At 40.2% G+C, this 19,339-nt stretch carries 21 protein-coding genes; 2 read left to right on the top strand and 19 right to left on the bottom strand.

All coding sequences use genetic code 11. From position 1 onward, the window contains the following. The 19 genes from AC1D0K_RS09765 to ubiE form a co-directional block, all read right to left on the bottom strand. Positions 1–1,302 (bottom strand): hypothetical protein, encoded by a 1,302-nt coding sequence (locus AC1D0K_RS09765; protein ID WP_477394130.1) that lies wholly within the window; start codon positions 1,300–1,302, stop codon positions 1–3. Beyond that, positions 1,302–1,607, bottom strand: a complete 306-nt coding sequence (gene nuoK / locus AC1D0K_RS09770) for an NADH-quinone oxidoreductase subunit NuoK (RefSeq protein WP_295720894.1) — start codon at positions 1,605–1,607, stop codon at positions 1,302–1,304. Before nuoK ends, AC1D0K_RS09765 begins: the two co-directional genes overlap by 1 nt. Beyond that, positions 1,604–2,152, bottom strand: coding sequence for an NADH-quinone oxidoreductase subunit J family protein (locus AC1D0K_RS09775; protein ID WP_477463044.1), 549 nt, complete (start codon positions 2,150–2,152; stop codon positions 1,604–1,606). Before AC1D0K_RS09775 ends, nuoK begins: the two co-directional genes overlap by 4 nt. After that, complete coding sequence (locus AC1D0K_RS09780) at positions 2,149–2,739, bottom strand: 4Fe-4S binding protein (protein WP_477394134.1); 591 nt, start codon at positions 2,737–2,739, stop codon at positions 2,149–2,151. Before AC1D0K_RS09780 ends, AC1D0K_RS09775 begins: the two co-directional genes overlap by 4 nt. Positions 2,740–2,851: 112 nt before the next feature. Beyond that, positions 2,852–3,922 (bottom strand): NADH-quinone oxidoreductase subunit NuoH, encoded by a 1,071-nt coding sequence (gene nuoH / locus AC1D0K_RS09785; RefSeq protein WP_477443478.1) that lies wholly within the window; start codon positions 3,920–3,922, stop codon positions 2,852–2,854. Between the two features lie 208 nt (positions 3,923–4,130). Next, positions 4,131–4,976: a glutamate racemase gene (gene murI / locus AC1D0K_RS09790; RefSeq protein ID WP_477394138.1), complete on the bottom strand. Its 846-nt coding sequence runs from the start codon at positions 4,974–4,976 to the stop codon at positions 4,131–4,133. A 66-nt stretch (positions 4,977–5,042) separates the two neighbouring features. Then, positions 5,043–5,555: an OmpH/Skp family outer membrane protein gene (locus tag AC1D0K_RS09795; RefSeq protein ID WP_295720899.1), complete on the bottom strand. Its 513-nt coding sequence runs from the start codon at positions 5,553–5,555 to the stop codon at positions 5,043–5,045. 53 nt (positions 5,556–5,608) lie between these two features. Then, entirely contained in the window at positions 5,609–6,139 is a 531-nt protein-coding gene (locus AC1D0K_RS09800) for an OmpH/Skp family outer membrane protein (RefSeq protein ID WP_295720900.1), read from the bottom strand. A 14-nt stretch (positions 6,140–6,153) separates the two neighbouring features. Then, positions 6,154–8,706, bottom strand: a complete 2,553-nt coding sequence (bamA, locus tag AC1D0K_RS09805) for an outer membrane protein assembly factor BamA (RefSeq protein WP_295720901.1) — start codon at positions 8,704–8,706, stop codon at positions 6,154–6,156. A gap of 63 nt (positions 8,707–8,769) precedes the next feature. Then, a complete protein-coding gene (locus tag AC1D0K_RS09810; protein WP_295720962.1) occupies positions 8,770–9,510 on the bottom strand; it encodes an isoprenyl transferase in 741 nt (246 codons plus the stop codon). Between the two features lie 400 nt (positions 9,511–9,910). After that, positions 9,911–10,432 (bottom strand): ExbD/TolR family protein, encoded by a 522-nt coding sequence (locus tag AC1D0K_RS09815; protein WP_295720902.1) that lies wholly within the window; start codon positions 10,430–10,432, stop codon positions 9,911–9,913. Positions 10,433–10,573: 141 nt separating this feature from the next. Beyond that, the gene (gene porG / locus AC1D0K_RS09820; protein WP_477394144.1) at positions 10,574–11,356 is read right to left on the bottom strand and encodes a type IX secretion system protein PorG; all 783 of its coding nucleotides are present in this window, start codon (positions 11,354–11,356) and stop codon (positions 10,574–10,576) included. A gap of 9 nt (positions 11,357–11,365) precedes the next feature. After that, entirely contained in the window at positions 11,366–12,247 is an 882-nt protein-coding gene (locus AC1D0K_RS09825) for an NAD kinase (protein ID WP_477394146.1), read from the bottom strand. 57 nt (positions 12,248–12,304) lie between these two features. Beyond that, positions 12,305–12,967 carry a CBS domain-containing protein gene (locus tag AC1D0K_RS09830; protein WP_295720906.1) on the bottom strand — a complete coding sequence of 221 codons (663 nt, stop codon included), beginning with the start codon at positions 12,965–12,967 and terminating at the stop codon, positions 12,305–12,307. A gap of 1 nt (position 12,968) precedes the next feature. Continuing rightward, a complete protein-coding gene (locus AC1D0K_RS09835; protein WP_295720907.1) occupies positions 12,969–13,736 on the bottom strand; it encodes an alpha/beta fold hydrolase in 768 nt (255 codons plus the stop codon). Between the two features lie 160 nt (positions 13,737–13,896). Continuing rightward, on the bottom strand, positions 13,897–14,346 hold the full coding sequence (locus AC1D0K_RS09840) for a GatB/YqeY domain-containing protein (RefSeq protein ID WP_295720908.1): 450 nt from the start codon (positions 14,344–14,346) through the stop codon (positions 13,897–13,899). A 140-nt stretch (positions 14,347–14,486) separates the two neighbouring features. Beyond that, positions 14,487–15,245, bottom strand: a complete 759-nt coding sequence (locus AC1D0K_RS09845) for an SDR family oxidoreductase (protein ID WP_477394149.1) — start codon at positions 15,243–15,245, stop codon at positions 14,487–14,489. A 163-nt stretch (positions 15,246–15,408) separates the two neighbouring features. Next, the gene (gene porT / locus AC1D0K_RS09850; protein ID WP_477394151.1) at positions 15,409–16,143 is read right to left on the bottom strand and encodes a type IX secretion/gliding motility protein PorT/SprT; all 735 of its coding nucleotides are present in this window, start codon (positions 16,141–16,143) and stop codon (positions 15,409–15,411) included. Then, positions 16,140–16,871: a bifunctional demethylmenaquinone methyltransferase/2-methoxy-6-polyprenyl-1,4-benzoquinol methylase UbiE gene (gene ubiE, locus AC1D0K_RS09855; RefSeq protein WP_477394153.1), complete on the bottom strand. Its 732-nt coding sequence runs from the start codon at positions 16,869–16,871 to the stop codon at positions 16,140–16,142. Before ubiE ends, porT begins: the two co-directional genes overlap by 4 nt. Positions 16,872–17,084: 213 nt before the next feature. Here ubiE and AC1D0K_RS09860 point away from each other — a divergent pair, with 213 nt between their 5' ends. After that, entirely contained in the window at positions 17,085–18,458 is a 1,374-nt protein-coding gene (locus tag AC1D0K_RS09860; RefSeq protein WP_477394155.1) for a Gfo/Idh/MocA family protein, read from the top strand. Between the two features lie 44 nt (positions 18,459–18,502). Further along, positions 18,503–19,240: a 3-keto-disaccharide hydrolase gene (locus AC1D0K_RS09865; protein WP_477394157.1), complete on the top strand. Its 738-nt coding sequence runs from the start codon at positions 18,503–18,505 to the stop codon at positions 19,238–19,240. Positions 19,241–19,339 lie beyond the last annotated feature (99 nt).

The following is a 19,339-nucleotide window of genomic DNA, read 5'->3' on the forward strand; positions in this document are numbered from 1 at the left end:
CTATTTTGTTATGATATTCACATCACCACTGCCATTAACAGTTACGCTTTGAATAGTATCCAGTTTTAAATGATATAATTTCCCAACGATCTCTGATTTTTTTCCAGAAAGTAACTTACCATTTATATGGTATAAAAAAGTATCAGGAACACGTACAGAATCGGCATATTTTTTTGATAATGTGCTCAATACATTCTGATAGGCCTTTATTCCAAAATCATTACTTGTCATTAAAATTACCCCATTTTTTCCTTCGGGACCATAACTACTCGTTGCTGAAGTGCTTTTCAAAACTTCTATCTCAAGAACATCATTCGGATCTATTCCTTTTAACGCGGTTTGATCAGTTTTTTTTCCGTCCATGAAAAACAATGGATCAGATTTTGATTTAATGGTATCGGTTGAGGATTTTATTTTGTTGCGTTCACAATGCACATATATCATATCTGCAACCGCTTCGCCGTCGCCCAAATCCCTGGCTTTATAAAAATCTTCACAAGCTGAAGCAGATTGTTCAGCAGACGGCTCAATAATACCTTTTGATGTATACTTATTGATTTTGGCTACTCCTCTATTTGCATAGGCCTCCTTATAATCGGGGTATAGATCAATTGCTTTGTCATAGTCAGCAATAGCACCATCCATATCAAACTTATTTCCTTTTGCAGCTCCCCTGTCAAAATAAAGTTCAGCGATGGTTGAATTTATGGTAATAGCTTTAGTATACAAATCAATCGCTTCATCCGATTTGTATCGGTGGGCCAAATCATTTGCCTTAGTAATCAAATCATTTATTTGTTTGCCATAACTAGCTTTACCATCAACAAAATCAAGCTTACGGGTAATTTTACCCTGCTTGTCGTACTCTATATAATCGCCAACCTGCACACCTTTTGCAAAGTTAAATTCAATATGCTTTTCTCCGGTTTCGTAATATACCATGGCTTTGCCATCGTCCTTATCATTTACGTTATTTACTTCCTGTTTTAATATACCATTTGCATAGAAATCTTTGTACGGTCCGTTTCTTAAGCCGTTTTTAAAAGTGATCTCCGATAATTTATTGCCATTCTCGTCGTAAAGAACTTCAACCCCTTCAGGAGATCCATCTTTTAAATTACCTTTTGCGGCTATTTTTCCGTTATCTGCATAAGCAACAAACGTACCTGTATAAGGCGTTTTGTCTTTATTGTAAAACTTTTCATCAACCCTTTTCAAATCTTTTAGGTTTACCTGGGCATACGATTGCTTACAGCAAAACATCACAAGTAACAGCAATATAGTTTTAGGTATGTTCATCATCAATCCTTCAGGTTATTGATCTTACCCGGATCAATGGTTTTATATTTTCTGTACACATTAAGTATAATAGCAAGTGCCACAGCTGTTGTAGCGGCTGCCAGTACAATAGCAAATAAGGCGAAGATCTGCCCGCTGTTATTTACGCTATCGTGTTTACCAAAGGCAACCAGGTTTAATATGGCGGCATTTAAGATCAGTTCAATGCCAATCAAAATCTGGATAGCGTTGCGTTTTGATACGATCATATACAAGCCTATGCAGAAAAGCATTACGCTTACCACCAAAAAATCGGTTAAGGTGATCATATTTTTTCCTCCTTACGTGAAAGATGCGCCGCGCCCACCAACGCCATCAGCAATAAAATGGAGATGGCCTCAAAAGGCAGCAAATACCGGGTCATTAAGTTAACGCCTATATTATCTATCATCACCGCGTTTGGGGTAATCGTATTGTTATTGGCGATAGAATCCTTTACCCAGCGCAGGTTATCCGCATCGGCCTTTAACACTACGTTGATCATCACTATAAAAAACAAAGCAGCCAGCAGTATGGCAGGTAGTTTAGCCATGCTAAAGAATTTACCCTTTTGCTGCTGAATCACATTTAAAGTTTCTTTACCAGATAGCATAAAGGCAAAAATGATGAGCACCAGTATCCCCCCTACATAAATTACCACCTGGGTTACGGCAACAAAATCAGCCAAGGCCAACACATACAAACCCGCCAAAGCAAACAGCGTTACAAAAAATACAAAAATACTGCGTACCAGGTTTTTTGTGGATGCCGCATATAATGCCGAAACAATGGCAATAAAACTCATAAAATAAAATAACACCCGGACGAAACTCATGCCCCACCCTCCTTTTTTTGCATCGCGGCCAGTTTGGCAGCTTGCTTTTCGGCTTGTTGCTGATCAAACAGCGCACGCTTTTCGGCAGCGACTTCTGGCGGCATGTCCGAAAACTGGTAGGTCAGGTCGCTTAGCTCAAATACGGTTTTATCATATTGGTTGGTCATCACGATGCACTCGGTTGGGCACACAATAGTACACAAACCACAGTACATACACTTGGCCATATCAATATCAAACTTAGCGGCATAAAGGCGTTTGGTAGTTCCATCAGATGTTTGGCCGATGGCTTCAGTGGCTTTGATAGCTTCAATATCTATACAATCAACCGGACACACTTTGGCGCAGAGGTCACATACAATACAATCGTCCATCTCTACTTCCAACTGGTAGCGGCCCACTTCAGGAACGGGCAGTTGTTGTTTGGGATATTGGATGGTATTGGTACCTTTTTCCAATTGTTTAAAGTAATTACTGTCGCTTACGGTAATAATCTTCCTGTCAGAATTTGGCGCAAATAAATGCTTCACGGTAAGGCTTAAACCTTTCCATGCTGTTGCAAAACCGTTGACTACTCTTTTAAACACTAATTATTAAACTCTAAATAACAAATCCTAAACTCTAAATCCTAAATTCCAAACTCTAATTTCAAAAATCCCAAATCCGAAATCGAACATCCGAAATCCGAAATTCCCTTTCCTACATGAGCCACAATCTCCACACGCCGGATATCAGCATACAGGCAAAAGCCAGCGGAGTTAGTACTTTCCAGCAGAGATTCATCAGCTGATCTACCCTAAACCGGGGCAATGTCCACCTGATCCACATTTGGACGGCCACCAACCCCAGGGTTTTTAATGTTACCCACAAAATACCGCAGCCCATGCCGGTTGTCCAGGTAGCCAAATGTACCGGACCTATGTTTGGCAATGGCGTGTTCCATGCACCTAAAAACAGTATAACTCCTATCATGGATACCAGGAACATCATAGAATATTCGGCCAGGAAAACCAGCGCGAAACGAATGCCCGTAAACTCAGTATGAAAGCCCGCCACCAACTCTGATTCCGCTTCGGGAATATCAAACGGGGCACGGTTACTCTCAGCCAGTGAAGCTATAAAGTATATGACAAACGCAATAATAAGGTGCGGGGCACGAAATATATTCCAGCTAAAAAAACCTCCCGTTTGTGTTACATCCCAAAAACCAAGAAACTTTATTTTCTCTGGCGATAGTATACCTTGTTGCATGGCTATTGCCTGCATATCCAGCGTTTGAGCTATCATCACAACGGATATAATGGCAAAACCAGCCGGGATTTCATACGAAATAATTTGTGCGGCTGAGCGCATAGCTCCCAGTATGGAATACTTGTTATTTGATCCCCAGCCGGCCATGAGGATACCCAATGTTTCAATGGAGATAATGGCGAAAATATAATAGATACCAAGATTTATTTTTGATGGAATAAGGCCGGGGGCCCATGGTAATGCAGCAAAACCCATGTAAACCGCAATAAAAATTACTGCAGGCGCCAGCATAAAAAGCCACTTATCGGCAGCGGCGGGAATGATCAATTCTTTCTGAATCATTTTCATGATATCAGCCAGAGTTTGTAAAGAGCCAAACTTACCGGTTTCTGTGGGACCAAGCCTATCTTGTATAAATGCAGAGATCTTACGCTCGGCATATACGCCAAACAAAGCGAAAAAGGCCGAAAAACTGAACAAGCCTACAGCAACAATAAAATATGTGATATAATAATTCAAGTACCTTTTTGCTTAAGCTGCAAACTTACTAAATGTTGAACTATTTTAGACGACAAGTTTAGTATATTAAATTGGTGAGTGGTTGATTGGGAGAGTGGTTGACTGAGTTATATTAAGTTGAGTGGCTTTATTTTTTTTTGGCGGGTTATGAAAGTGCCTGATTTTATCCTTAATTCAACCACTCACCTAATCCAAACCAATCAACCACTCAACATCTCTTCACCAAATCATTGGCGGCAATAAATGTCGACGTTACCGGGGATGAAAAAAACAGCGAAGCATGATGATCAAAATCCGCGGTATCATCTGTAGTGGTATAAAACTGGTTAGTTCCGTTTTTAGTTAGCCTGCTTTCCATCTCGGGATGGCGCTGAAGGTAGCTAACCAGGCTCTTTGCTACAATATCGCCCTGGGCAACTACTTTAACGTGCGCAGGCAGATTGGCCTCTATCTTATCTTTTATAATAGGATAATGTGTACATGCTAATAAAATGGTGTCAATATCCGGGGATTGAGCCATAATCTCATCCAAATACAATTTCACAAAATAATCGGCGCCGGGCTGGTCATACTCTCCGTTCTCTATAAGTGGTACCCATAGCGGGCATGCCTGCTGGTAAACTTTTACATCCGGAAAAAAATTTTCTATCTCGATAAGATACGAACCGGATTGCACCGTACCCTTTGTGCCAAGTACCCCAATCTGTTTGGTTTTAGTGTAATTGCCAATGATCTCGGCAGTTGGCCTTATTACACCGAGTACACGTTTTGTGGGGTCAACATTGTTAAGGTCTTGTTGCTGTATGGTGCGCAATGCTTTTGCCGAAGCCGTATTGCAAGCCAGTACTACTAGCGGGCATCCTTGCTCAAACATCCATTGCACGCATTCCCAGGTATACTCATGTATGGTTTTGAACGACCTGTTTCCGTAAGGAGCCCGGGCGTTATCACCAAGATAAATGTAATCGTAACCCGGCAGCTGTTCAATGATAGATTTAAAAACAGTGAGGCCACCAAAGCCTGAATCAAAAATACCAATGGGTTTATTTTGCATATACAAACATAAAAAAAGCGCCCCGTAAATACGAGGCGCTCTTTTATAAATGACTAATGGTTGATATTATTTTAAACCTAATTTTAATTTCACGGCTGTCATCAGGTCATCAGCATCCGGAGATACTAATAAACTTACTTGCGAAGAATCCAATACATATGCATAACCTTTTTCTTTGGCAACTGCTTGTACAGCGGCAGTAGCTTTATCAAAAAGTGGTTTACCTAATTCATTCTTTTTAGCTTCAACCTGTTGTTGAGCGTTAGTTTGATAATCGGTCATACGTTTTTGTATATCCTGAAGCTCATTACCTTTTGCAGTACGAACTGCATCAGTCATAGTAGCCTGATCTTTTTGAAAAGCCTGGCCTTTTGTGGTGTACTCATTATTCATGGTAGTAAGTACATCAATAAAGGTTTTTTGGTAAGCCTGAATCTGAGTTGAAACGGTTTTAGTTTCTGGCATTAAATCTATCAGCTGGTTAAAATTAATATGGCCAATTTTTGTCTGCGCATTGGCAAAGTTGCCGGCAAATATCATTCCTACTGCAACTAAAGCAACTTTAAATAGTTTTTTCATTTTTTTTGTCCTGTGTTTAATAATAGTTTTGTTCTGTTTATTTATTCAAAAAGTTATTTAGCAAATACTCCGGGTTTAAGCCCTAATTTGGTTATCACTTCTGCGCTCCTGTCAAACCTTGGGTTTGCATACAGCATGATCACCTCACTGTTTTTATCAAAGATCATATCCAAATCATTGCTTTCGGCCACGGCCTGCACAGCTTTAGACACTCTATCCTGAATTGGTTTAATCAAGCCAGTACTTCTTTGTGAAAGCTCACCATCGGGCCCGAATTTTTGACGTTGAAAATCCTTCGCGGCTTTTTCTTTATCTACAATCTCCGCTTCGCGGCGTTTTTTCATATCGGCCGTCATTAACACCTGGTCGGCCTGGTACGCTTTATACAAACGGTCAATTTCCTGAAAACGTCCATCAACTTCTTTTTGCCATTGATCAGACAAAGCAGCAAGCTGCTTTTGTGAAGAAGCATACTCCGGCATGTGCTTTAATATATAATCCGAATCAACATAAGCAAAGCGTTGCGCATAAGCTCCTGCAAATGCTGTAAACGTTAAAACTGCTATTAAAATTATCTTCTTCATATTCGGTTCGCAAATTAATTAAATCCGCCGGATAAACTCTGAGAAATTGTAAAATGGAATTGCCCTTTATTTGCATCCGGGGCACCTGGAATTTTATCAAATCCATAACCATAATCTAACCCAAGCAAGCCAAATATAGGTAAAAATATTCTTGCGCCCACACCTACCGAACGTCTCACGTTAAACGGATTGAATTGACTAAAATTGTTCCAAACGTTTCCACCCTCTGCAAATGCCAGTAAAAATATGGTTGCAGACTGGCTGGCGATAACCGGGTGGCGCAACTCCAGTGTGTATTTGTTATAGATGGTGCTACCTGTATTGCTGTTCTGATTTTCGTTTGAACCTTCTGGTACTATAGAGAAGTTTTGGTAACCTCTTAAACCGATGATTTCACTACCCTGTAAAAACTGGTAGCTCTGCATACCATCACCACCTAACTTAAAGCGTTCAAATGGTGAAGGACCTACTTCCTTATTATACATACCCAGGAAACCAAATCTTACCTGCGACATCAGCACAAACTTACCAACCAGTTTAGAGAACCACTGCGCATCATACTTAAATTTATAATACTCTACAAAATGGTAACGCTCCTGCGGTGTGGCCACTTTATAGTTGGTATTGTTAAATAACGAATATGGAGGAGTTGCCTGTACCGTAAATTTAATATTTGAACCCTGTGTAGGGAATATTGGCGCATCTATTGAGTTACGTGTTAACTCCTGTGTTAATTTGATATTGAACGAGGTACCGTTTGAGAAAAGGTAACCAGTATAGTTATCAAGGTTGTAGTGGTCAAAGTTAAGTGAGTAGTTTAACTGGAAATAGTTATCTGGCCATTTTAAGCGTTTACCCAATGTAATACCAACACCATTAATACGCAGGTTATTGTAGTACGGGCTCGATTTTGCATAATACTGCCCTGTTGAACTCCCCTGTGTATATGCTGATAATGCAAAGTAAATAGGTTTTTTACCACCTAACCATGGCTCAGAGAAAGTGAACGAAAAGTTTTGATATGTACGACCGCTTGACTGACCTCTTAAGCTTAGTTTTTGTCCATCGCCTTTTGGCAGTGGCTTGTAGGCTTTAAGGTTAAATATATTCCTTAATGAGAAGTTGTTAAAGGTAAGCCCCAGTGTACCCACCAGCTGCCCGCCACCAAAGCCACCCGAAAGCTCGATCTGATCTGAAGGCTTTTCAACAACGTTGTAAATAATATCTACCGTACCATCCTGGGGGTTAATGTTGGTTGGTTTCGGCTCGGTTTTTTGCTCATCAAAGTTACCAAGCTGGCCAATTTCACGTGCACTACGAATTAATAAATCTTTATTGAATTTTTGTCCCGGTTTGGTTTGGATCTCACGCAACACAACTTTATCGTTGGTTACATCATTACCTTTAAGGCTTACACGGTTTATGGTGTACTGCGGGCCTTCATATATACGTATATCAAGATCTACCGTATCGTTATAAACCCTAACCTGTACAGGGTCGGCATTAAAAGTTAAATAACCATCATTTAAATAAAGTGATGAAACATCATCGTTACTTGGCGTTGGGCCGCTTAATCTCTTATTTAATTCGTCCTCGCTAAATACATCACCCTTTTTAACGTGTAATATTCTTTCTAATAACTCTGTACTATATTTTGCGTTACCAGACCACCTTACTTTACCAAAGTAATACCTTGGGCCTTCATAAACTTTAATTTTTACGTTAACAGTATTATCATCATGCTTCCAAACAGAATCGCTTACCAACTCGGCATCACGATAACCTTTGGCCTGCATCTTTTCAATAAGGTTTAACTTATCTTCTTCGTATTTATCCTGTTTGAATTTTTTCGATCCAAAAAGGTTGTACCATTTCTTTTTGCGGGTTTTACTCAAATAACCTCTCAAATCGCCTTGCGAAAAAGCTTTGTTACCTTCAAACGTAACATCGTTAATTTTCACCTTGGTCTTTTTGTCAATTTTTACATCGAGTATAACACTGTTGGCATCTCCGGGATCTTTACGCTGCGTCATTACAACAGCGGTGTTCATAAAACCTTTTTCGTTAAAATGTTTTTTGATGATAGCCGATGTAGTACTCAGCAAATTCTCGTTGACAATTTTACCGGTCTTATCTGTTAATTTTTTCTGTACATCCTCTACTTCACCTTTGCGGATACCTGTTATATGCAGGCGTGATAAACGCGGGCGCTCAACTACAACTATTTCAAGATAAACGGTATCAAGATTAATTTTGGTGATGTTTAACTGCACATCATCAAACAAACCTTGTTCGTATAATTTCTTTATTACCTCGGCATTGCGTTCGCCTGGCAAATTAATACGGTCGCCTTTGGTTAATTTTGAAAGCAATATCAAATTATCCTTATCAAGATATTTTACTCCGCTTACGGTAATACCACCAATGATGTAATCGTGCGGATTAAGGTAACTTAAACTATCGGCCGGTATCTGTTTTGTGAGTGGTTGCCTCGGCGCGTTGGAAACCTGAGCCAGGGCAGCAGTACCAAAAACAGAGAAAAGAATAGCAAAAAGAAATTTATACATTCGAATATTTTAGTGGGCTAAAATTAATTTATACAGTTGTTAAAAAGTGTTAAAAGGAAAAATTTAGTTAACCTGCTCACTTGTCATACCAAAACGACGCTCGCGTTTTTGATAATCAAGTATGGCTTCGTACAAATCTTCCTTTCTGAAATCGGGCCATAGCTTAGTTGTAAAATACAACTCAGCATAGGCAATTTGCCATAATAAATAGTTACTTATCCGATATTCGCCGCCGGTTCTGATCAGTAATTCAGGATCGGGCATATCGTTGGTGAATAAATTCCGTTCAAAAACATTTTCATTAATATCTTCCACTTCCAACTCCCCGCTTTTTACCTGTATGGCTATGTTTTTAGCCGCCTGTAAAATCTCGCGCCTTGAACCATAGCTTAAGGCCAGCGTAAGTACCACCCCTGTATTTAATGAAGTTTTTTGCATGGCCGCATTTAACTCTTTTAAGCATTTCGCGGGCAGCATGTCCAAATCGCCAATGGCATTTAGCTTAATATTATTTTTCATGAAACCGGCAATTTCCTTATGAATGGTGCTCACCATAAGTTCCATGATGGCCATAACCTCAAATTTGGGTCTGTTCCAGTTTTCTGACGAGAAGGTATATAGTGTAACGTATTTTATACCCAGTTTATCTGCGCCCTCAACAACATCCCTTACAGATACCACTCCGTTATGATGACCAAATACCCTTAACTTGCCTTTCTCTTTTGCCCAACGGCCGTTGCCATCCATAATGATAGCTACATGTTTTGGCAATCTTAACAAATCAATCTGATCCAAATATTCCATATTACTCATTATCAAAAACCGGTGTAATGGCTTATAAAAGACATGCTTTTGTTTTTATTTTTATCAACGCCATGCCTAATAAATATTTGTTTTTAGACTAATCGACCTTAAAAATTATCCTGCTACAGCGTTATTTATATGCCGAATTGCCGGTTTTTTCAGGGTACAAAGGTAAAACTTCCTTTGTATTTTTTTAGTATGCAGCAATAAAAGAAAATGTTATTATAAATATTGCCTGTAAATGTCATTAAAAACACATAAATAACATTTTCTGGCCCTGTTTATTATGGTTTAAAACAACTTTAAATGCAAAAAAGGCATCTATGATCCCTAAAAATTGATCACGATGCCCTGTAAATAAAGCGCGGTATTTAGGTTTGGTACCCCTTTTAATCAGCTGCTAATAAACACCTTTTTGTTTTAAAGCCTCCACATCCTGGGGGGCTATATCAACAATAGAATATATTTGAGTTTGGGTAATATTTAATTCATCTAAAGTATTGACTACATTGCTGTATACAGAGTGGTTACTGGGCTTTACCAACACAATCATGTTTTTGCCCGTTTTATTTCTGATCATTTTGCTGGTTTCAATAAGTGCCTGCCTTAAACCATTTTTACCAAAGTTGGTAATTGATGGCGCAATCACCGGATTTTTCAATTCGCCAAGGTACCACATCACCCGGTCGCTTTTACCAAGACAGATGGTAAGGCTACGACTGGCAGGCACGGGATCGCCAAGGCTGCCGTCGGGCATGGCTAAAGGCATGGCCTTTGGCTTTGCAAGCGTAGTTGTCATTATAAAAAAAGTGATGAGCAGGAAAGCCAGATCAACCATTGCGGTAAGATCAACGCGGGTATTCATTCTTTTACGTCCGCGGGTAGATCCTGATTTTTGGGGAGAGGAATTTAATTCGGCCATGATTTTATAGTTTAAGGTTAATAATCACCAGTATTAAATACCGATCATTAACCTTAAAACGAATTATAAATTCATATATTATGAATTAAACAGAATTTAATTTTATAATTAAATAATTAACAGAATTAAATTTTAAACACATCAATAATAACAACGCTGGGTAACAAAGGTATAGGAGATACTAAACCCAACCAAGAAATAGGTATCGCGGGGCTTAAAATCGCCGCGCTGTGTTCCAACCGAACCAATGTAGGTTCCGGTGCGTTCGCCAGATCTGTCAGATAGTGCCCTGGCAATACCATTAAGCTTGCTTTTATCAGCATACACACTGCTCACATCATCCAGGTAATCTGTAAACGTATAGCGATATCCAATATCTGCCGCCAGGTTAAACTTTCCGGCAATATTGTACTTTATACCAACTCCATAAGGAATCACCGCAGTATGGCCTCCGTACGGCTTTGGTTGACCTTCTGTTTTTAACTCTCTCAAGTCAACAGATGCCCCGTTATAAATAGTACGCGGCGCATAAGAAGTGAGCCCGATACCGGCATATATAAATGGCGTAAATTTATTAGGACCTGCATCCGGGATATATTTCAGGAAATTGAACTCGCCAATTGCACTGATCTCTTTTACCCCATCAGAAAAACTCAAATTACGATCACGAAACTGTTGGCTGGATGATGTACTATCGGCAGCGCCAAACTTACCGTAACTAAACGTTAACCTTGCTGAAAGGTATCCATCAAAATTTCGTTTTACAAACAAGCCGCTTGATATGCCGCTTATTTTTACAGGGTTATTGATATTTAAATCACCAATATAGCCAGCACCGCCCAATGAGCCACCTATCTCCCAGGTTTGCGCCTGCAGATGGTATGAAAGCAGTAAAAGGAAAACAAAAAGTAAAATTTTAGGCATCAAGCAGTTTTAATAATTACGGGCATCCAATCCCCATAATAGTTTGTTCCTTAACGTTGTTAAATAACTTTCATTATTTAACCGGATCAAATTTAGCTGAAAACCGGCTTTCTCCACATGAAACTTCATCGTTTCATCCATAACAGCCATCCTTGAATCGCAGGATACGAGGTATTTGGAGCTTCGGGTTTCTACCTCAAAGCATAACTTGCTGTTATCCGGCAATATAATTGGCCTCACATTTAAATTATGGGGTGACACCGGGGTAACTACAATACTGTTTGACTGCGGGAAGATGATAGGGCCGCCACAACTTAAGGAATATGCTGTTGAGCCTGTTGAGGTTGATATAATAAGCCCATCGCCCCAGTAGGAGTTTAAAAACTCGTCATTTAAAAACACATGGGTGATAATCATGGCCGCATCGTCGCGCTTGTGAATAGTTACATCATTAAGCGCGAAGTTATCTTCCCCAAAAATGGATGACTTTGAATCTATTTTCAGCAGTTCGCGGCAATCAAGTGTAAATTCCTTATTCACTACCGCGTGTATAGCAGCATTTATATCGCTTTTGTTTACACTGGCTAAAAAACCCAGCCTGCCAAAATTGATACCAATAACAGGAATGCCAGAATCGCGGATAACGGTAACCATATCCAACAGGGTACCATCCCCACCCAGTGTTATAAAAACATCTATAAAACCTTTTAACGAGTCGGTATTTTGTAAAACATTATATACTACACCGTTAATTTTATCCTGAAGATATTCGTTGAGCAGATGATGTACGTAGATCTCGACATTGTGTTGGGCCAGGTTATCAAATACCTGTTGTATATAAGGGATTACAGATGGTTCATTAAATGGCCTGCCGTAAATTGCTATCTTCATGGATGATTTTTATTAGTCGATGGTCGATCGTCCATGGTCCATGGACTACCTTACTAATTATAAATTAAGATAATTCATAAGTGAATCGTAACGATCTCTGCCATTATCGTTATGATCGGTATTGTTAAAGGTTGCCTTTACGTCATATTCATACCGCAGGAAAGTGGCGATAATGGTTGAGATATCCTGCTTATTAACCTTAAGGGTTACTTCCATCCGGGTTGAATCGGGAAATGTTTGAACGTATGAGCTCAGCACCTGGGCATTGTCAGATTCTACTATCTGCGCCATATGCGCCAGCGAGTTATTTTTATTGTTGATTTCGAGTACGATGATACCCCCCGGTTGTGATACAGAGGTGATCTGCGCAAAATATTCAGTTATAGCATTTATGGAGATTAGGCCCAGGTAATTTTGCTTGGCATCAAGCACAGGCACAACCGTGAGCTGGCGCTCATGAAACATGCGAATCACATCATAAATATGCTGATCCTCCAGCACGTAAGGATTAACAAGCGAAAGCGCCAACGATCCTATTGATGCCTGGTAGTCGCTTTCGCCTATCAGATCATCCTCGGCTACTAAACCTAAAAACTGTTCTTCATTTACAATTGGCAAATGCCTCACGCGAAACTCCAGCATACGGTCATATACCTTCTGTATACTATCAGAGGTATGAACCGGGGGTATCACATCAGCTATCAGCTCAATTGCTATCATGTTATGCTTTTACTTTTAATTTATCTAAAAATGCGCTAAACAAAACGTTAAACTCCTGTGGCCGCTCCATCATTGGGGCATGGCCGCATTTATCAATCCAGTGCAATTCAGAATCGGGTAATAATTCATTAAACTCAACCGCAACATCGGGCGGTGTAATTTTATCATCTTTACCCCATATTAAACAAACAGGCAAGGTCATTTTATGAAGATCTTTCTTCATGTTATGGCGGATAGCTGATTTTGCCATCGCCAGCAACCTGATTACGCTATGCCTGTCATTTATCAGTTTATGTATATCATTAACCATTTCATCAGTTGCAATGGCCGGATCATAAAAAGTATACTGCACCTTTTCTCTCACAAAATCAATACTTTCGCGGCGCGGAAACGAACCACCAAAAGCATTTTCATATAACCCCGAACTGCCGGTTAAAACCATGGCCTTTACATTTTCGGGGTGTGCTAAAACATACACTAAAGCTACGTGCCCTCCAAGCGAATTACCCAGCAACGTAATATTGCTCAGGTTTTTAAACTTGATAAACTTATGTACAAATTTTGATAAACTTCTTACACCAGTAGTTAAAAGAGGCATATCATAAATTGGAAGTATTGGTATTATTACACGGTATTGGGATTTAAACTCCTCAACTACGCCATCCCAATTACTTAATGACCCCATTAAACCGTGCAGTAGTAACAGCACCTCACCTTCGCCCTCATCGATGTAACTAAAACCGTGTTCCTCTTTAAGCACGAAATCCATATAAATTATTAATATTAATTTTCAATTAACTATACCAAAACCCGTTTCAGTATAAAAATATGTTAATTCGCTATAAATTTAATCTATTGCGAATGACTTGCAACAATTATAGTAATAATTTATCAATGTAGATATTAAGCTTACATTGTTAAATTAATAACTATCCCAATAATTGCCTCACTACCTCTGATATAGTTTTACCATCGGCTTTGCCCGCAAGTTCTTTATTGGCAGTACCCATAACCTTGCCAAGGTCTTGTATCGATGTAGCTCCAATCCTACTGATCAGTTCCTGAAGATAACCTTCAATTTCAAAACGGGTCATTTGCTGGGGTAGGTAAGGCTCAATCACGCGCATTTCCTCCATTTCAATTTCGTATAGATCTTCCCGGTTTTGAGTGCGGTAAATATCTGCCGATTCTTTACGTTGTTTGATCAGTTTTTGAAGTACTTTAATTTCAGCTTCCTCAGTAAGTTCTTCGGCTGCGCCTTTTTCGGTTTTAGCCAGTAACAAGGCCGATTTTATAGCACGCAGCCCTCTAAGACGATCAGGTTGTTTTGCCAACATAGCCAGCTTTATATCCTGGTCTATTTGTGTGATTAATGACATGTATTTTAATTTTAGATATGCAGATTTCAGATATGCAAACGTGTTAACAAATGCGCAAATTTCAGATGTGCAAATGTGCAGATTATAATTTCAGATGTTCATACTTTTTTTCATCTGCACATCAAATCATCATCTGCACATTATTTTCGATATATATTCACAGCAGTAGCTTGCGCTGTTGGCATAATCACCAGGTCGTTGATATTTACGTGCGCCGGCCGCGATGCTACAAACCAAATGGTTTCTGCAACATCCTGTGCCACCAGCGGCTCAAAGCCATCATAAACTTTTTTAGCGCGTTCCTTATCGCCCTTAAAACGAACTTCAGAAAACTCAGTTTCTACAGCACCCGGGTGTATAGCTGTAACCTTTATACCATGAGGCAACAGATCAATACGCATACCCTTGTTTAACGCATCAACAGCGTGCTTGGTTGCGCAATAAACATTACCGTTAAGATAAACTTCTTTGCCGGCTATGGAGCCTAAATTAATAATATGCCCCCCACCATTAGCTATCATCCAGTTTGATACCATACGGCTTACATAAAGTAAACCTTTTATGTTGGTATCAATCATTGTTTCCCAATCATCTACATTACCGTTTTGTATAGGATCAAGGCCCTGGCTTAAGCCAGCGTTATTAACTAACACATCAACCAGCTTCCATTTTTCGGGCAAGCCCTCCAGGTTTTCAATCACCTGCTCACGGTTGCGCACATCAAATGATAAAATGGCAATCTCCACATTATAAGTTTCATTTAACTGTTCGGCTAATTTTTCAAGCCGGTCTTCCCTCCGGCCGGTTAGTATCAGATTATAACCCTCGCGGGCAAATACGTGTGCGCATGCCTCGCCAATTCCGGCGGTTGCACCTGTAATTAAAGCAATTTTAGTCATAATAGTAGGATAACTATAGGAGCGAAATTATGTTTTTTAGTTTGAATTATTGTTGTTCTGAGGTAATGTTACTTAATCCGGCTGTTATGCCAAACCTGCCTGTTCCTGGCGAGCAGTCGCCTGCGCCCTATCCTTCAACAAGCTCAGGGTAGCACTTATATATCTACTCAAAAAACAAACTAAACATAACGGTATGTAAAGACAACTTACTGATAGGGCTTGAAAATGGATGATTTTCTGGAACCAATATATTACCAAAGGAGTTGGATACCTTAATTTGGGGCGAGAGCTTAAAAAATTCAAAATAAATATCACAGCCAAGGCCCGCTTCATAGGAGCTAAATCCACCGGCATTTTTCACCAGTTTATCTATGGGATCTAAATTGGGATCATTTTTTTTGGTGCCGATGGCTTTGGTGTATTTAACGCCGCCTAAAATATAGGCCCTGAAATCGCCCAGCCTATCAGATTTTAGTTTGAAAGACAACGGAATATCCACCGAGGTGGTTTGCAGCTGCTTAACCTGGTTTTGATCGGGGTTGGCATAAGTATACGTTAAATTACGATCAGCAAAAACCAGCGATGGTGTTATGCGTACTTCAAAATGCTCGGTTAATGTATAGCGTGTTAAAAAACCAATAGCAAAACCAGGTGTACCCTTTGAACTGATGCCATTTAACGAATCGGTTATATATTGATTGTTGGTTGCATCAAAAAAGGGCTTACGCCAATCTGGCTTCTTTACTATTTTAAAATCGCTGCTAACATAACTAAAGCTAAAACCAAAACTCAGGTCTTGCTGATCGGCACCTCCGCCCCATGCCGGTACATTCTGCGCCAACAAAAATTTGCAGCAAAACATAAGGCATACAACTAAAAGGCACCGTATTTTGATCATTTAACACCAGTGTAAATAGAACAGATACCAAACGCCAATGGCCTGTGTTTGGTATTTTTAAAGCCTACTTTATCCATCAAGGCAACAAAACTCTTTCCATCCGGAAAAGCCGCTACCGACTCGGGCAAATAGCTATAAGCTCTTGAATCCTTACTAAACAACTTGCCTATGCCCGGTGTAATATAGTTGAAATAAAAATTATACAGCTGTTTTACGGGGAAAGCTTTGGGTTTTGAAAACTCCAGCACTACCGCTTTGCCGCCTGGTTTTAGCACCCTTTGAATATCAGCCAACCCCACTTCCAGGTTCTCGAAATTACGAACACCATAAGCAACCGTAACCGCGTCAAAAGCATTATCGTCAAAAGGCAGCTTTTCCGAATCACCAAGTTTCACCTCAAACTTATCTCCAAGACCTCGTTTCTGGATCTTTTGCTCGGCAATATCCAGCATACCGCGGGAAATATCCACACCAATTATTTTATTGGGCTTTAACGCTTTCAAAGCTTCAAAGGCAAAGTCGCCTGTGCCTGTGGCTACATCCAGAATTAGTTTTGGTTGATCCTTTTTTAATTCGTTTATCGCCTTTTTACGCCAGATGATATCAATCCCCAACGACATAAAATGGTTCAAAAAATCATATGTTTTTGATATATTGTTAAACATATCCGCCACCTGCTCTTTTTTGGTAGCTTGCTGATTGTTGTACGGAGTTATGGTTTTGCTCATTTTTTTAGTGGTAGCAAAGATAGTGATTGTATCATGATTGCGTTTATTTGGATGTATTAAGTTGATTGGCTTGTGTAAATGTTAAGTCAATTCCTTAATTTTAAAAGCCAATTCTTTTAAACCAGTTCGTAACCGGTCTCTCCCCAAAATGGAGCGGCCCTATTTTATCGGTTCTCATAAATTAACTAAAGCATATAAGTTTAAGCCTTATCTATGAAAGAAAAACAAGAATCATCCCGCAGAAGTTTCATTAAAAAACTAACCACTACAACCGCTGCCGTAGCCGTTGGAAGCAACCTGTTCGCTTCCGAAAATACGGTAAAACCATTTGCCATACTCAAAAGGCAATTGGGCTATGAACTGAATGACCAGATCAACATTGCCCTTATCGGCGCAGGCGGTATGGGCAACAGTGATACGGATACAGCCCTTAAAATTCCAGGTGTAAAGCTGGTTGCCGTATGTGATTTATATGACGGCCGCCTTAAAGATGCCAAAGCTAAATGGGGTGCTGATATTTTTACCACCCGCGTTTATAAAGAGATCCTGAACCGTAAGGATATAGACGCCGTAATTATTGCCACTCCCGACCACTGGCACCAGCAAATTTCTGTTGATGCCATGCACGCCGGTAAACATGTATACTGCGAAAAACCAATGGTTCATGCTATTACCGAAGGTCCGGCTGTAATAAAAGCGCAGAAGGAAACAGGTAAAATATTCCAGGTGGGCAGCCAGGGCGTATCATCATTGGGTAATGAGAAAGCGCATGAACTGTTAAAAAGCGGGGCTATAGGCCAGCTCAATTATGCCGAAGGCTTTTGGGCCCGTCGCGAACCGCTGGAAGTTTGGCAATACCCTATCCCGGCCGATGCATCACCGCAAACTGTGGATTGGGAAACCTATATCAGCAACACCAAAAAACGCCCGTTTGATGAGAAACGCTTTTTCCGCTGGAGAAACTATACCGATTATGGTACGGGTATGGCTGGTGATCTTTTTGTGCACCTGTTCTCCAGTCTGCACTTTATAACGGATTCTGTTGGGCCAAACAAGATCTATGCATCGGGTGGCCTACGTTTCTGGAATGATGGCCGCGAGGTACCTGATGTATTGCTGGGCACTTTTGATTATGGCAAAACCCAGGCACATCCAGCCTTTAATCTTTCTTTACGCTGCAACTTTGTTGATGGCACCAGCGGCACTACTTACCTTAAACTGGTAGGCAGCGAAGGCTCGATGGATATAACCTGGGATAAAGTTACCCTGAAAAGGAACAAGACTTTTGCATCCGACGATCCTTTTTACCTCGATAAACTGAAAAAAGCAGGCGGCAGCTATACCGAGCGCAAAATGATGCTGCCACCAGAAGAAATCACTTATGATGCCGATAAGGGCTACATGGGTGGCCCTTATGACCACATGAATAACTTCTTTAACGCCATCAGAAACAATGGCAAGGTAACGGAGGATGCCATATTTGGGTACCGTGCCGCCGCCCCTGCCCTGCTATGTAACGATAGCTATTATAACAATAGCCCCATGTTTTGGGATCCGGAAAAAATGCAGCTGGCGAAAAAGAGTTAAGACGAAAAACTTTATAGTTATTAAGACAAACACATTAGCAAGTTATGAAACAACAACTAAAAAAACTTGGTTTGGTGATGGCTGCCGCAGCCTTGGTTTGCGTGCAAACATCGGCTATACCGGTAAAAACACCCCCTCATACAAAAAAGTCACATGCTAAAAAAGCCGACTGGGTAAAACTATTCGATGGTAAAACATTAAATGGCTGGCATGGCTTTAATAAAAAAGGCGAAGTAAAAAACTGGACCATAGTTGATGGCGCCCTGGTATGCTTAGGTGCAGCCGCAGGCGATACCGGGGGCGATATTGTTACCGATAAAACTTACACTAATTTTGAACTGGAGTGGGAATGGAAAATTGATAAAGGCAGCAACAGCGGTGTGCTTTATCATGTTATTGAAGACCCTAAATATCGTGCTACCTACGATACCGGTCCCGAATACCAGATCATAGATGATGAAGGCTGGCCAGACAAACTGGAAGAATGGCAAAAAACCGGCTGCGATTACGCCATGCACCTGCCAAATACACTTAAAAAAGTAGAGCCAATTGGTAAATGGAACATCAGCAAAATTGTGTTTAATAATGGCCATGTAGAGCATTGGCTTAACGGATCAAAAATTGTTTCGTTTGAAGCATGGACTGATGACTGGACCAAGAAAAAAACCGAAGGTAAGTGGAAAGATTATCCCGATTACGGCACGGCTAAAACCGGCTTAATTGCCCTGCAGGATCATGGGCATAAAGCTTATTTCAGAAATGTAAGGATTAAGGAGTTGTAACACGATTTAAGGATTTTACAAGATTAACAGGATTGTATGTCACGCCCGGCTATCGGCAGATAATACAAATCCTGTTAATCTATTTTAATCCTCAAAATG

The organism is Mucilaginibacter sp. P1_A3, assembly GCF_056406855.1.

Coding starts and splice junctions, on each gene's coding strand:
- AC1D0K_RS09830 (WP_295720906.1), bottom strand. CDS start 12,967: ATGATAGCAATTGAGCTGATAGCTGATGTGATACCCCCGGTTCATACC.
- AC1D0K_RS09800 (WP_295720900.1), bottom strand. CDS start 6,139: ATGAAGAAGATAATTTTAATAGCAGTTTTAACGTTTACAGCATTTGCA.
- AC1D0K_RS09860 (WP_477394155.1), top strand. CDS start 17,085: ATGAAAGAAAAACAAGAATCATCCCGCAGAAGTTTCATTAAAAAACTA.
- AC1D0K_RS09845 (WP_477394149.1), bottom strand. CDS start 15,245: ATGACTAAAATTGCTTTAATTACAGGTGCAACCGCCGGAATTGGCGAG.
- AC1D0K_RS09865 (WP_477394157.1), top strand. CDS start 18,503: ATGAAACAACAACTAAAAAAACTTGGTTTGGTGATGGCTGCCGCAGCC.
- bamA (WP_295720901.1), bottom strand. CDS start 8,706: ATGTATAAATTTCTTTTTGCTATTCTTTTCTCTGTTTTTGGTACTGCT.
- AC1D0K_RS09825 (WP_477394146.1), bottom strand. CDS start 12,247: ATGAAGATAGCAATTTACGGCAGGCCATTTAATGAACCATCTGTAATC.
- nuoK (WP_295720894.1), bottom strand. CDS start 1,607: ATGATCACCTTAACCGATTTTTTGGTGGTAAGCGTAATGCTTTTCTGC.
- AC1D0K_RS09765 (WP_477394130.1), bottom strand. CDS start 1,302: ATGATGAACATACCTAAAACTATATTGCTGTTACTTGTGATGTTTTGC.
- murI (WP_477394138.1), bottom strand. CDS start 4,976: ATGCAAAATAAACCCATTGGTATTTTTGATTCAGGCTTTGGTGGCCTC.
- AC1D0K_RS09835 (WP_295720907.1), bottom strand. CDS start 13,736: ATGGATTTCGTGCTTAAAGAGGAACACGGTTTTAGTTACATCGATGAG.
- AC1D0K_RS09810 (WP_295720962.1), bottom strand. CDS start 9,510: ATGGAATATTTGGATCAGATTGATTTGTTAAGATTGCCAAAACATGTA.
- porG (WP_477394144.1), bottom strand. CDS start 11,356: ATGCCTAAAATTTTACTTTTTGTTTTCCTTTTACTGCTTTCATACCAT.
- ubiE (WP_477394153.1), bottom strand. CDS start 16,871: ATGAGCAAAACCATAACTCCGTACAACAATCAGCAAGCTACCAAAAAA.
- porT (WP_477394151.1), bottom strand. CDS start 16,143: ATGATCAAAATACGGTGCCTTTTAGTTGTATGCCTTATGTTTTGCTGC.
- AC1D0K_RS09795 (WP_295720899.1), bottom strand. CDS start 5,555: ATGAAAAAACTATTTAAAGTTGCTTTAGTTGCAGTAGGAATGATATTT.
- AC1D0K_RS09775 (WP_477463044.1), bottom strand. CDS start 2,152: ATGAGTTTCGTCCGGGTGTTATTTTATTTTATGAGTTTTATTGCCATT.
- AC1D0K_RS09840 (WP_295720908.1), bottom strand. CDS start 14,346: ATGTCATTAATCACACAAATAGACCAGGATATAAAGCTGGCTATGTTG.
- AC1D0K_RS09815 (WP_295720902.1), bottom strand. CDS start 10,432: ATGGCCGAATTAAATTCCTCTCCCCAAAAATCAGGATCTACCCGCGGA.